9 protein-coding genes and 1 pseudogene are annotated in these 13,983 nt (G+C 42.8%); 2 read left to right on the top strand and 8 right to left on the bottom strand.

Features of this window, described 5'->3' with window-relative positions; all coding sequences use genetic code 11:
• Window positions 1-11 precede the first annotated feature (11 nt).
• Window positions 12-326 carry an L-rhamnose mutarotase gene (locus ABC336_RS21295; RefSeq protein ID WP_413240537.1) on the bottom strand — a complete coding sequence of 105 codons (315 nt, stop codon included), beginning with the start codon at window positions 324-326 and terminating at the stop codon, window positions 12-14.
• Between the two features lie 200 nt (window positions 327-526).
• On the opposite strand from ABC336_RS21295, the gene ABC336_RS21290 reads away from it, so the two are divergent.
• A complete protein-coding gene (locus ABC336_RS21290; RefSeq protein ID WP_413240536.1) occupies window positions 527-949 on the top strand; it encodes a MerR family transcriptional regulator in 423 nt (140 codons plus the stop codon).
• Between the two features lie 16 nt (window positions 950-965).
• Window positions 966-1,937, top strand: a complete 972-nt coding sequence (locus tag ABC336_RS21285) for an aldo/keto reductase (RefSeq protein ID WP_413240535.1) — start codon at window positions 966-968, stop codon at window positions 1,935-1,937.
• Window positions 1,938-2,101: 164 nt separating this feature from the next.
• Here ABC336_RS21285 and ABC336_RS21280 read toward each other — a convergent pair whose 3' ends face one another.
• The 7 genes and pseudogenes from ABC336_RS21280 to ABC336_RS21250 all read right to left on the bottom strand — a co-directional run bounded on the left by ABC336_RS21280 (window position 2,102) and on the right by ABC336_RS21250 (window position 13,983).
• Window positions 2,102-2,833: a hypothetical protein gene (locus ABC336_RS21280; protein WP_413240534.1), complete on the bottom strand. Its 732-nt coding sequence runs from the start codon at window positions 2,831-2,833 to the stop codon at window positions 2,102-2,104.
• Window positions 2,834-2,858: 25 nt separating this feature from the next.
• On the bottom strand, window positions 2,859-6,206 hold the full coding sequence (locus tag ABC336_RS21275; protein WP_413240533.1) for a DEAD/DEAH box helicase family protein: 3,348 nt from the start codon (window positions 6,204-6,206) through the stop codon (window positions 2,859-2,861).
• Between the two features lie 59 nt (window positions 6,207-6,265).
• Window positions 6,266-7,444 carry a restriction endonuclease subunit S gene (locus ABC336_RS21270; RefSeq protein ID WP_413240532.1) on the bottom strand — a complete coding sequence of 393 codons (1,179 nt, stop codon included), beginning with the start codon at window positions 7,442-7,444 and terminating at the stop codon, window positions 6,266-6,268.
• Entirely contained in the window at window positions 7,437-8,906 is a 1,470-nt protein-coding gene (locus ABC336_RS21265; protein WP_413240531.1) for a type I restriction-modification system subunit M, read from the bottom strand. Before ABC336_RS21265 ends, ABC336_RS21270 begins: the two co-directional genes overlap by 8 nt.
• 118 nt (window positions 8,907-9,024) lie before the next feature.
• Window positions 9,025-9,204, bottom strand: a pseudogene (locus tag ABC336_RS21260) (transposase); the annotation flags it as partial.
• Window positions 9,205-9,514: 310 nt separating this feature from the next.
• Window positions 9,515-13,096, bottom strand: a complete 3,582-nt coding sequence (locus ABC336_RS21255; protein WP_413240530.1) for a DEAD/DEAH box helicase — start codon at window positions 13,094-13,096, stop codon at window positions 9,515-9,517.
• The gene (locus ABC336_RS21250; RefSeq protein WP_413240529.1) at window positions 13,093-13,983 is read right to left on the bottom strand and encodes a hypothetical protein; all 891 of its coding nucleotides are present in this window, start codon (window positions 13,981-13,983) and stop codon (window positions 13,093-13,095) included. The genes ABC336_RS21255 and ABC336_RS21250 overlap by 4 nt, the downstream gene beginning before the upstream one ends.

Here is a 13,983-nt window from a genome sequence, read left to right as displayed (position 1 = left end):
ATTCGATTTGATTATTCAGATTCAAACCTATACATCTCGGGAATTGTTTTTACAGCTTCACCATTTTCCCAAGCGAGCAGCATATCTGACATGAATTGCTGCCACTTGATATTTGCAGGGTGATCACTTAACTGTTTCATGGCCTCCTCAAAGTCTTCAACTTCCATATAAGCAAATAGTATGCCTTCATGAAAAAAGATATGGTAGCGTCGAATTCCGACTTTGGCAAACTGGCTCTCTAATTCAGGATCAACTTGCTCATGACGAATTTTATATTCCTCTGCGCGATCAGGGTCGATTTTCAAAACAAAGGATACATGCTCCATTCCAATGACTCCTCTCGTTTTTATAATAGTATACTCTTCATGTTCACAACTACGCTACTTATTAGAACTGAGAAGTATTATGACCGATCGCATAGTGTCTCCCAAAATTAAAGCTTGCCTTAAAGTGCACTTTAAGGTTTAGGATGAGGAAGAACCAGCCGAGTCCGTCTGAAAATAACCGATAAGGAGCGATCCTGACAATGGCATTCACGATCAAAGAAGCTTCAGAGCGGCTTGGTTGCCCGGCTCATACGATTCGTTATTACGAGAAGGAGGGATTGCTCCCTTACATTAAGCGAGACAAGTACGGGAATCGACTGTTCGAACAAAATCAACTCGATTGGATCCGCCTGATCACATGCTTCCGGGCGACAGGGATGAAGCTGTCGGTGCTCAAGGAGATGGTGGATCTTGCGCTCGATGGGGATGCCACGATTCCACAGCGCAAAGCGATCTTGAACCAGTACAAGGAAGATTTATTTCGCCGCCAGAACGAATTGGCCGAAGCGCTCGACGCCGTCAATAACAAACTGTCGATATACGAAGACATCGAGAAAGGGAGCATCCCTTCCGAGAGCCAGTTGTTAATCAAGATGGAGGAGTCGGAGCGACAACAAACATAAAATGAGGGATGAACACATGCAGCAAAAACAATTGGGCAATAGCAATATCCACGTCTCTTCGATCGGACTGGGAATGATGGGCATGTCTCCAGGCTTCTACGGGGAGACGGACGACGAACAATCGATCCAAACGATCCATCGCGCGTTGGACATCGGCGTCACGATGTTCGATACCGCGGACGTGTACGGGAACGGGCATAACGAAGAACTGCTCGGCCGTGCCCTCCAAGGGCGCCGTGAGCAAGCTATTATCGCCACTAAGTTCGCGTACACCCCTAATTTCGAGAGCATCAGCGGCCATCCTGATTACGTGAAGAAAGCCGTGGAGGATAGCCTTCGCCGTCTGAATACGGATTACATCGATCTCTACTACCAACACCGCGTCGATCCGCACATCCCGATCGAGGAGACGGTCGGCGCGATGGCAGACTTGGTCAAGGCAGGCAAAGTTCGGGCGCTCGGCCTGTCCGAGGCTTCCGCTGCCACCATTCGCCGCGCGCACGCCGTGCATCCGATCTCCGCGCTAGAGAGTGAGTATTCGCTCTGGAGCCGTGACATCGAAGAGGAGATACTCCCTACCGTAAGAGAGCTGGGGATTACCCATGTGGCCTACAGTCCACTGAGCAGGGGCTTTATCTCCGGCGAGCTTCGCACGTTCGAGGATCTGGCCGCCGACGATCTTCGCAGATGGATGCCGCGGTTCCAAGGAGACAACTTCCGGAAGAACATCGAGGTTGTCGACAAGATCAAGGAGATCGCGCTGGAGAAGAACTGTACACCATCCCAATTGGCCATTGCCTGGACGATGGCCAAGGGGGCGCTGCCGATCCCGGGTACGAAGCGTATCACCTACCTGGAGGAAAATGCGGCCGCGGCTGATATCCTTCTCACGAAGGAGGACCTCGAACGCATCGATCAGGTCAGCCCCAAGCATGTCGTTCACGGCACGCGTTATATGAAAGAACAGATGACGCTGCTCGACGGCTAGACTATGATTAGAAAAAGCAATGGTCCACGGGTTTCGTGGGCCTTTTGTATTTGGGTATTGTCTTAAGAGGAGATTCCTCGAGCATTTGAGAGGGGAAGTAATAAGCTCCACAGGAGTGAGACGGTTAGCCTCTTTCTTGTGGAGCTTTTTTGACAATGCGCTGCTTAATAATACTGCCTAGGCATACTCCTCTTTTCTTCCATCCGCCTCATTCTTCTCTCTCTTTTCTCCATCCGCCGTTCATCACGATACGCCTTATTACGTCCAACTAAAAATACAAAATAATTGCCTAGCGGCATAGTGATTATTCCTACTACTGCCAGTGTAACTAGACTATCTCGCGCGTATCGTTGGATGTCATTATAGATCTCCGAGTAGGGCATAGCAGATAATGCAACAAGATCAACTGAACGTAAATACAAATATGTGGATATCACATACGTAACAGGTAACGATACGACACAAAATAGAATGACACTTCTACCTATCCATCGCCAGACTCCTTTTAGCATACCGTATTGGTAAGCAAACCACATCATGAAGAGTAAGCAAAGCGCAGCAAAAACCAAGGGAACCATTAACTCCATATTCGTCACGGGAGTCTCAGTAAAACTAACATAGAATTCTTGCATCTGAGCTGTCGTAGGAATCTCTGACGGGTCCGAGAGCGGATTCAATAAGAAATTTCCAAACCGATCTGCATCAGAATATAATATAGGTACAGCTACGATAAAATGAACATAAGCCTCTTGAATACTCTTGATCGTCGATCCGAATAGCTGGTTAAATAACATCATAAACAAGCCCAACATGGTTAACAGCAGCATCAAGCCCAGCAGCATCGCTTCAAAGCTGATCCACGGAACAAAATAAAAAACTCGCTTTCTCTCTCTCAAAAGGTTATGTCCCCTTCTCTCGCATTTATCCCAAAATCGTAACTGCATTCTCTCTGATTTGCTTTACCGTCTCTACAAGCTTCCTTTGCTTCGTGCCATCAAAGAGCTTGATGAAGCTCTGAGGCTTATCGAACGGTGGCTTTGTCAGCTCGGATACATTGTCGATGTAGCCGTTCTGGACGATATAATCAATGACCTTTTTGACAAAGACGATCTGCACCTGACTCAGCGACTCATCGTTTATAAACTCAGAGAACGCAGACATCGCGGCATCATATTCAAGTTTTGCCACTCTTCGCACGAGTAGTCCGAACGGTGTATCCTTATATTCCCTTTCATAATCCTCTGCGGTACCAAGCTCACCGGTAAATATCTTCTCTAAGCTCTCGTAATCAAGCGCATTTAGAGGTATATTATTACGAAGTTTGTGGATCGCAACATTTTCCCGGTTCTGCTCAATATAACGGTTGACCTTTAGCTTGTAATTCGCAAAGTCATAGGCCTGATACATTGCTTTGCCCTCATGGACACTAAGAATCTCATCAGCTAGATTCGTATAGATGGGGTTCCTTACCCCTTCATCCACAGTAAACTTTACCAAGCTCCGCAATTCGACTCGCACTTTCTCAAAGTTTAATAAGTCCGCGTTTTCCCAGAACTCATCTGCTCCTATCGTTTGAATAAGGGGAAGCTTCTCTTTGACCTGTGGAATCGTTGTTCGCTGCAATAGCTTCTGAGACACTTCTATCAGCAGCTTTTTGCTTGTTTTGAATTGCGGCAATTCCTCCAGATGAGCAATCATTAATCCATACATGAAATTATCAAATCGCTTGGCATGCTCGTCCGTGTCCTCCGTATAGACGATGGGCGCAAGGTTTTGGATCAAGTTTCCCTTATCAGTGTCCTTCAAGTAGACAAAGGCTTCCGCAGCTTTGTAGTTCTCGATATGCTGCAGCTGCAACTTGACCGATATCAATTCTGTATTCAGTGCATTGATTTGCCCAGTGACCGTTGTGATCCATTCCGTACGGATCGTTTGATATGACTCTTCGATGAACTGTGACTGCTGCAGGAGATGGATCAAGCGAATTCGCTTCGCGAAGATCGATTCGGTAAGACTCTGAGCTTCGTTACCCTGAAGCCCCTCCTTGTGTTGCCGGAAGAACTCGAAATTGCCAAGATAATCAAAGATGACGAAGCTTGTTTTATCCTCGCCTTCTCCGAAGAGGTTCTTGCACAGCCTGGTTCCCCGGCCGATCATTTGCCAGAATTTCGTCTTGGAGCGAATCCTTTTGAAAAACACCAAATTGACGATCTCCGGCACATCAATCCCGGTATCGAGCATATCCACTGATACAGCAATATGAGGCTCCTTACCCGCAACTTTAAAGTCATCGATAAGACTTTCGACATAACGGTCACCGGAAACAATACGCTTCGCAAAGCTCCCACGATACTGCGGATATAGCTTATTGAATCGTTCGACGATATATTGAGCATGCGGCTTATTTTGTGCAAAAATGATCGTCTTCCCCAGCCGATCGCCGCCTCCCACCTTAATCCCTTTGGTCATCAAGTCTTCCAGCACGCGATCGACGGTAGACTGGTTAAAGATAAATTCATTCACTGCAGGAGGAGGAACGAATTCTGGCATTTCGCCATCCTCATCTGTGAAATCCTCTTCATACCGTGCCTGGTCCTCTGCAGATAAGCTATCATAGGTAATTCCCTGCTCGAGAAATTTCGTGGTGACTTCAATATTATGATACGGCACTAACACCCGGTCAATTTCCACTGCGGCCTCATAGGTGTAGGCATAGGTTGGCACACCGCTCTCCATCTCGAAGAAATCATAGGTATTGCGGTCCACTTCTGTCTTGGGCGTAGCAGTCAGACCAACGATGATCCCGTCAAAATATTCAAAAATGGCACGGTACTTCTTAAAAATACTCCGGTGTGCTTCATCCACCACAATCAGGTCAAAGTGAGCAGGAGTAAACAGACGTTTACCGTCATCACCTTTAACCCTGTCAATCGCATTGAGCATCGTCGGATAGGTAGAAAATACAATGCGAGCAGTCCTGTCTTCCTTGTTACTTAACAAATTACATAAGGACATGTCTGGCAAATAGTTTTTGAAATCGTCTTTGGCCTGCTTAACAAGTGCAGTTCGGTCTGCCAGAAACAAAATGTTCGTCACATACCCACCACGGGATAAAACATCAGTCAAACTGGATGCCGTCCTCGTCTTCCCTGTTCCTGTAGCCATGACAAGCAATGCTCGCCTATGACCGACTGTGATATTCTCACAAACCGCACGAATCGCTTCCTTCTGATAATAACGGTCGGTGATGTTATCGTCGATCATGATGTCATCCAACACTTTGCGTTCATTGCGGCGGTTCATGAGCTTCTCCAGGTCCGCCTTGGCGAACACACCGCTTACCTTTCGCTGTGGAGACGTGACATCATCCCATAGATGGGTCTCAAATCCGTTGGTCGTAAACATCATCGGACGTCTGCCTGTCATTTGCTCCAGACAGTCTGCGTACAGCTTGGCCTGATGCGTGCCTGTCTTCGCATCATTGGATGTACGCTTCGCTTCAATGATCGCGAGCGGCAGTCCGTCTTTGCCATACAGGACATAATCGGCATAACCGATGCCGTTCGGATTAGGCATACCGGTGAGAGGCACTTCTTCCCCCACATCATCGCCGAATATCCAGCCTAGTAGCTTCAAATCCACATCAATATATTTTTTCCGCGTGCGGAACTCTGATATATCTTCTGGGATAAACTGTCGTTCTTCCTTATGCTGCGCTTTATCCGCAGTGAGTCGATCACTCATCGCTGCGATCTTCTTGCGGAGAGCTTCAATCTCAGAATCTTTTTGTTCGATTAAGCTATCCTTCTCTTTGATCCTTGCTTCGTCCAGCACCACCTTGGCGGCGGGGATGCGCTCTTCTGCGAAATGCCGTTCTTCATAATGCAGACCGTAGCAATAATCGAGCCATTGAATGAATTCGAACAAGGCGGCAAGCGAAAGAACCGCATCGCTGCGGCTGATGGCCCGATCCGTATGTACCGCAAGGTTCCCCAGCTTGACGATATAGGGCAGTTTGCCCCAAGTCTGATTCTCCATTGCGAATTTAAAAGAAGGTTCATGAATCAATGCCTGCAAATTGTCCTTATAGGGCGTGGTGATGGTATTATCCGCCGCGTACACCCATTTCACGCCAAGCTCGAAAGCTTTGCGGCTACCTACCGCCGCCATAGCCGGGGAAGTGGCCAGCACCCGCTCCGCTTCGATGCAGGCGGTAGCAAACATGGCATATTCGGATTGTCCTTCCAAGAATTCAAAGTTTGCAGGCATTAGATTCACCTCTCAAGTTGATAGGGATGAGTTGATAAATTGATGCTGATTAAGTCCCGTTAGTCAAAGTACTCGCTCATTAAGCTGTCAAACAGGTACTGCGTTTCGTCGATCGCCTTCTTGACGAGCGTTTTTTGCTCCTCGACCTTGATGACGATGTTGGCGAATTGGTTTTGGAGAGAGATAGGTGGAGACAATAAGACAAACGAAAGAACATCCTGTTGATTTATGCTCGATTGATTTACTGCATGTTTTGCTCTTGTTAATACTTGAGTTTTTACGAAATCAGTTCTCCATAAGTACATCAAATAAATGGGAGTTATAAGTGCTTGATTTAACCGAAACCTCATCATATTTGACTCGTAAACGATATCCTCTGAAATTTCTGGAACTACTCCGATCTTCCCTAAATACTCTATGCTGTTCACTCGATTTATCAATATATCATCCATTCTCACAGCATACTGTTCAATTTCAGTTAGAGAAAGTTCTACTTTTTTTAATCCTCTAATGTTTTCCACATATCCATCATAAAATGAGTCTATCCGAATAATTTTCGTGCCGCTACCATACTTTGATTGTGGTTTATATAAGCCATTTTTCGGTTGAAGATCTAACACATCGCCAATCGACAACTCAGCCCATCCTTTTTCATTCGTAACAGGATCACCAAACATATCATAAAAAGTCGATTTAATAAGGTTGTCCAGCTCTACAAGCTGCTGTTTGCGCATGGTAAGTAGTTCTGCGGTGGTGTCTAGTGTTTTTGCAATTTTTTTTTGTATATCAAGTGGAGGTAAAGGAATTTTACTCTTTTTAACATCAGTATTGCTAACTGCCGGATAACTAGCGCCTTTTGCCACTTTCACAAGTCCGCTGATAAAAGAGTTCGACTTGCAATAATTAAACAGATAATTCACATCAACTTTGTCATTACAACGTAGGACCGAATAGCCGGTTGAGCCAACAACAACATTTTCACTTGCAATTTGATTTATTGCAACTGCATTCAGATTCGGTCGGACAGTAGAAACCAGAATATCATTTTTTTGCAAGATTTGTTTTGCTCGACTCGGGGCTTCCTTTATATTTATAGTTTTATATGAAATAATGCACTTTAGTTGATTATCTACTGAAGAAATATCAACGTACTCAATGTCAAAATCATCAGTCGAAGAAATTGATTGAATCTTTTTTGCACAAATACTGTCTAACTCAACTTTTTTCCACTCACTCACCAAGAAGCCCCCTCAACTCTTCCATCTTGGAAGCAATCTCAAGGTTCAACCCGTCCAGGCGAGCCATAACCACCGCAGGTGCATCATATTCTACTTTGTCATAGACGACTTCTTTATATCGATTGATCGACAGATCATAATCATTGGCCTCGATCGCAGCCTTGTCCACCAGAAAGCTCGGCTCAGTTGGCTTACGATCAGCCTCTCTATCAAGATTATGGAACCGGGCAAGGATGTCGGGAATATCATTGGCCGCCACAGCCGAACGTTTATCGTCCAGAGAGTAGCCGTCGGCTTTCATGTCATAGAACCATACTTTATCGGTGCCGCCAGCATCCGTCTTGGTAAACAACAGAATCGCCGTGCTCACTCCGGCATAGGGTTTAAAGACACCACTTGGCATGGAGATGACAGCCTGAAGCTGATGATTCTCGACCAGTTCTTTACGCAGAGACTTATGTGCCTTGGTAGAACCGAATAATACACCGTCTGGCACGATACAAGCACAGCGGCCGCCTTTGCGTAGAATCCGCAAGAAGAGCGCCACAAATAAAAGCTCTGTCTTTTTGGTATTGCACACAGTCTTTAGATTGTCATGAATACTTTCTGCATCCACTGTCCCTGTAAATGGTGGATTTGCAAGGACAATGTCGTATGCGGATGCGGTGTTGTTCTGCTTGGATACGCTGTCCACATAGTCAATGTTCGGATGCGTAATGGAGTGAAGCATGAGATTCATCGCCGACAGTCGCAGCATCGTCCGATCGGTATCGAATCCAGAGAACATCTCACTTGCAAAATGCTCCCACTGCTCGCTCGTCATCTCTGCTTCATACTTCTCCCTGATATACTCCGCAGTTGATACCAGGAATCCCGCCGTACCGCTGGCCGGGTCACAGATTTTATCATCTGGGGTTGGCGCAAGAAGACGCACCATCAGATCCCGGATATGCTTTGGCGTACGGAACTGACCGTTTTGTCCTGCAGATGCCAGCTTGCCCAGCATATACTCATACAGGTCTCCCTGCATGTCCAGATCTTTGATATCGTGAATATAGAGCTCGTCCAAGCCGGTAATCATCTTCTGCAATACTTGCGGCGTTGGCACCAGGAACATGGCGTCCCGCATATAACGCGAGAAGGCCGTCGTATTGGCTCCATTTAATTCTTTAATGAAGGGAAACACCTTCGTGCCAACGATATCATAAATGATCCGGGAATCTTTGGTTTTGAATTTGCTCCAGCGCATCGCCTGCCCATCTTCATCCTGCGGGAAGATCTTTGGCATCGCTACACCGCTTAATGCTTCGAAGCTCTCGTTTTCCAATTCCTTCTCATCGAGGGAACGAATAAACATCAAGTAGGTTAGTTGCTCTATAACGGTTAACGGGTTGGTGATACCACCTGCCCAGATGTCAGACCATATTTTATCGATTTTGTTGCGAACTTCGCCTGTAATCATGTATCTTTCTCCTATCTGTATCTTCATCTAGTAGTTCTTTAGGCTTATTCGACATAATTCGTAAGAATCCTTTATTTAAGAGCATATTATTCCTACGGTTACCAAATATGGGATGCGAAGGATCCGCCGCCGGCCGCCCAATCGTTTCTGAATAGAGCGGAGCAATCCATGGCTGAATCACCGACCAATCAATCTCTTCATCGATACGACGAAGAATATGCCGTTCGGGCACAAGCGCGTCCATATCGATGATTTGAACGAGTTGGGGCTGTACGCCGGATCGTTTGGGAGCTCGCATTTATAATCCTCATTCCACAAATTCTGTTTCTTCTAATTTACCATGGTTTGGACTTGATTCTGCGATTTTGAAGACTTTTTCACCACACTTTTAGGATGTCCACTAGCGTTGCATAAAATCTCTGGTAACACTTACGCCGTCAACTGCGGTCATTATGTATCAGCAGTAACAATGATCAACGGTAGTGACCCTTTATACACTTGAATGTTTTACGCTAAACTTCATTCGTTAGCTCTTTTTCTAAAGGCCAGGCGATGCCCAATTCCTTGCTCTCATAATGTAATCTTTTCCTATCAAGAAACTAGAAAAATTAAGCCATGTACCGTCTCACTTTAACAATTTGGTCTTTATAATTTAGAGTAAAATCTATCTGGTTGATATCTACAATTTCAAGTGGCTCCGTAAAACTGTATGCAAATTCATAACCCGCAGGATCTATCCAAATAATTTTATCTTCCCTTCTAACTGGATATACTCTCCAGTCAGTTATCGAGTGGTCTTGAAAATCTCTAATGAGATGTACTGGGATATCTTCCGTTACTACCGTGTCATCTTCCTTTAGCTTTGAATGATGACTTAGCACCCAATCACGAATTACGATAGCGTCATATACATCACTGCTAATTTCATTTGCAAACTCATAATATTCATTAGCTAACTCAAGAGCGACTCTTCGAGTATCACAAATACCACGAGCCAACAGGTAAGCAGCAACTGGGTCTATAACACCCCATGTAATCATTTCCTTAAGCCAAAAAACAATCCATGGTAACCCAGTATCATTCCAACTCTCTAAACTAGTTGGTATAACTCTACCATCGTGTGCTTCGTCTAATATTAAAGAAATTACAGTCCCTATCCCCCAGTTAAACTGGTAAGTAAATGCATAGTTTATATACTTTACCCATGTTGAAAGTTGAGTTGGATCCGGTTTAACTACCACTTGACTTGGGACTAACCACCAACGTAGAATATCATGCATTTCCTTCGTATTTTTACCTCTCCCAATAGAACTCTTAACTTGAAACTTTTTTAGGGAAAAGATTTTCCTTGCTGTCTTACTGATGTATTCTAACTTTTCATCCGTATTCCAATTATGATAGCTAGAACCCATTGATAAATGCGATATTATTTCAGGCATTTTTGATATTAATTCATTCGCAAATCTTGGAGAGAGACTAGTCCTATATATTTTTCTTCTTTCTGTAGAGTCTGTGTATATATTATTGGGAATTGATACGCCGCGTTTTATAAATGTATTTTCAAGATGTGATTTTTCTGATGCCGCAAAGTAAGCATAACTTTTCCTCCAAATACTACGTAATTCATCTTCGAGTGTATCTGGCGAAAATTTTTTTTCATCAATCTGCTCAAGTTCTACTAAAGCCGATATTAATATTCCATCAAGTGTATCAAGTAACTCTTCCGCAGATAAACTTAAAGATATATTCTCCTCATCATTTAATGGTATTGTAACCTCCAACCACTTTAAAAATTGAGACTTGTCATTAGAATTAAACGCAATGTTCCATTTGCCTTCGAGTTCTCGTAACAATTCCGATAGAGGGCTCTTTATGGTATCAGTTGCGGCTGCCGTATTTAAAATTTGACTTATTAAAGTCTTGTAATGTTCATTTGGCTGCTTATCACTCCAACTAGTAGGAATATCCTCTAACATTATTAAAGCTCTTCCTTCGGTTGCCACACCAGGCCTACCAGCTCTACCAACTAGATTTGAAAACTCTCTGACAGTTAATAATTCTTGGTTTCTAACTAATGTAGGGATTAATATCGTCTCAAATGGCAAATTAATTCCTTCAGATAGTGTCGAAGTAGCCAGAACAATCGGAATGATTTTCATATTAATTACCTGCACTAATAACCGAGCAGTTAATCCCGGCATATTACCATAGTGAACAACAACACCTCTTCTCAAGAGTCGATATTCTACTGAGTCTATTCCAAAATAATCTTCACATGATCGAATACACTTTTGCCACAATTGCCCGTCAGATCCATTGGCAGGCTCACTAAAATAATCTGGAACTTGAATATTTTTGAAGGTTTTTTCAAGAATGTATAGGAAATCTTTTGCATACCCACTTATTGACTGTGTTACAGATATTAGTACCGAATTTTGAAATCCTAGGCCATCCTTTTTAGCTATCTGTATCGCAGCCCAAACAAGATAAGGTCTTAATTTCTTTGAAGGACCCGCTTTAGTAAACTCTTTAATTAATTTGGAGAAGCTTATTGGGAATGGGGTAAAAGGTTTGGGAATAAACGGTACATTTTCACCTTCATGCCCTTCCTGAAACTTCAGACCTGTTCCATTCATTACATCATAATATATTTTGTATTCACCTGATTTACTCCACTCTAGTCTACCAATCAGTTGTCGTGTATTACGGTAAGGAACTGTTTCAGCTTGCGTATTATTATCTCCACTTACCCACTGTGCAAGAGTATTCGAACCTTCCGCAGCAACAGCTGATAACGCGACGACTCTTGATTTATGTTCATCCAAATGCATTAGCAAACGGTTGCAAAGTGTTTCTAATCTAAGTGATCTATTATCTGCACTTACAAGAGTTTCATGCTTCCCATCAAATTGTATAGCATGTGCCTCATCGATTACGACAAGCGAGACACGTGATAAAAAAAGAGGACCTAAAAAACGGATTAATGCCTCAGCTTTTTCGTATGTACAAATCAAAACCGTTCTTTCATTTGAAGTGAGCCAAGCATCTGTTGGACCCCAATCAATTCCACCATACAAACCCGTAACTTTTACTGGAGTATTTCCAGTGTTATCAAATATAGCATTCAATTTCATCTCGACTTCGGTTGCTAAAGCCCTCGAAGGCACCAAATAAATTGCTATTGCTGCTGGAAATGATTCTCCAAGAAATTCAATTATCCATTCTGAATCTTCGTTCATCTCGATTGATTTAAACAATCCCATAATTATTGCAAGTTCAGCTACTGTTGTTTTTCCTGTTCCAGTCGGTGTGCAAAGTGCAAACGATTTATTGCTAGCAAGTTGTTCAATGCCTTTAATTTGAGATGTCCAGACCAATGATTTTTTTGCTAGAAAGCTATTACGCAAATATTTTTCTAAAGCAGTTTCACCATCAGGTGTTAACTGAAGCTTAATATCGTTCACATGTAGCCTTAAAGATTTTTTGAAATATTCTTGAAATATTTCGGCACAAAGTTTTGTTAAAAGCCATGAAAGTGGATCTTCATGATAAGTCTGGAGTTTGCTAATAGACATTAATTTTTGCTGAGCAATTTCAACCCGTGACTCATCCCCCCACCGCATATACATGTTGAGTATTCCAATTGATCTTATCAACTCTCTTATAACTAATTCCTCATACTCAGAATGAGCTTTTTCATCTAACTCATCGTTCCAAAACTCTTGCAAAAATAACTGTAGCTGTGGAAAGTTAGCCGTTAGCAAAGATCTTAAAATATCCGAGTCGTCTGAATCATACTTTGCGTTGTTTAATAAACCCACTGCTAGTGCTGGGTATCCGGCAAGTTGATATGCAGCGGCAGAAAGAAATTTAATTGGCAAATTATCAATATTAAGCTCAGGATGAGAGAGCCACTCTAAAATCTCTCCTGCGCGTCTCAATGTTCCTCTCCACTGATTACCATCTTGTTTTTTATCAAATAAACCGATATCAATGAGTTTGATTGCATCATGTAACCTATTGCTAAACTCCTGCGTGCCATTCCAGCCTGATAAACCTGACTGATTATAACTTAAACGAGTATACTGACTATAGAGTTTAGCAAAGTGGGGGACTAGTTTGTCTCCAGCAAATTTACTCTGGAAATCTCGCATCTTTTTTATAGGGTTTTTGCTGTCATTTTCATTCATGGTTGACTCGCCACCACTTTCCCATATATCTCACAAATAAAGTCATCTACATCAAACAAATGGGACTCAACAACTTTTAACTTACGACCTCCGGAATATGATTTGGATCTTTTCGTCTTTGAAATCCAACTATCTGTTTGTATTGGATGTTGGCCACAAATATAGCTAATTAGATCATACCGCTCACTACTGTTATCATCATTTAAATAAAGTCGACGTAGAGCATCTATCCATTTTTTCGACTCATCATCATCGTAATCTTCGAGGATAGCAATTATTCTTAGTGTCTCAACTGGTATTGACATTTCATCACTAATTTTTTCATATGCATCGTTGATCAGTTTATTGTTATGAGATGCAGAACATTTAGCCTCACAAAATAAAATCTTAGAGATTTCACCACTACCGTTTAATACAAAAGCTAAACAATCATCACCTGTTCGCCCCATAGTAGCTTTTTTTATCTTTCCAGTTCTTTTATATTTTTCGAGAACATCGAATGCTTGATGATGGTTGCGGAAAAAAAATGCTGGAACTTTCCATTCACTCTCATTAAATGGTGAAAAATTTTCGGCTATTATAGCAGCGAAGATTTCACCAAAATACCCCTTTAAAGTGGTCATATCCAGTAATTCAGGATATCCATAAGCCGGGTCTTTTAAATCCAGTGGGTTTAAGGGGTCTAACGAGTATTTCATAAGTGACCTATAGTGGCGCCTGTAGTCTTCATGAGCTTCTGTATACAAACTTTTAATTTGATCAAAAATTATTTTACGCTTCTGTTTATCTTCTTTCAGCCTAAGATGATAATAATATGGATCTCCAGTCTGACTACGATCTTCTGATAGCCACTTTTTAACATTCTTCAATTGATTCGTTATTATCAT

The sequence above is a fragment of the Paenibacillus jepli genome (genome assembly GCF_047238105.1).
Classification (GTDB): domain Bacteria; phylum Bacillota; class Bacilli; order Paenibacillales; family Paenibacillaceae; genus Paenibacillus_D.
The sequence above is the reverse complement of the archived record's forward strand: the minus strand, read 5'-3'. Positions and strand labels throughout refer to the sequence as shown.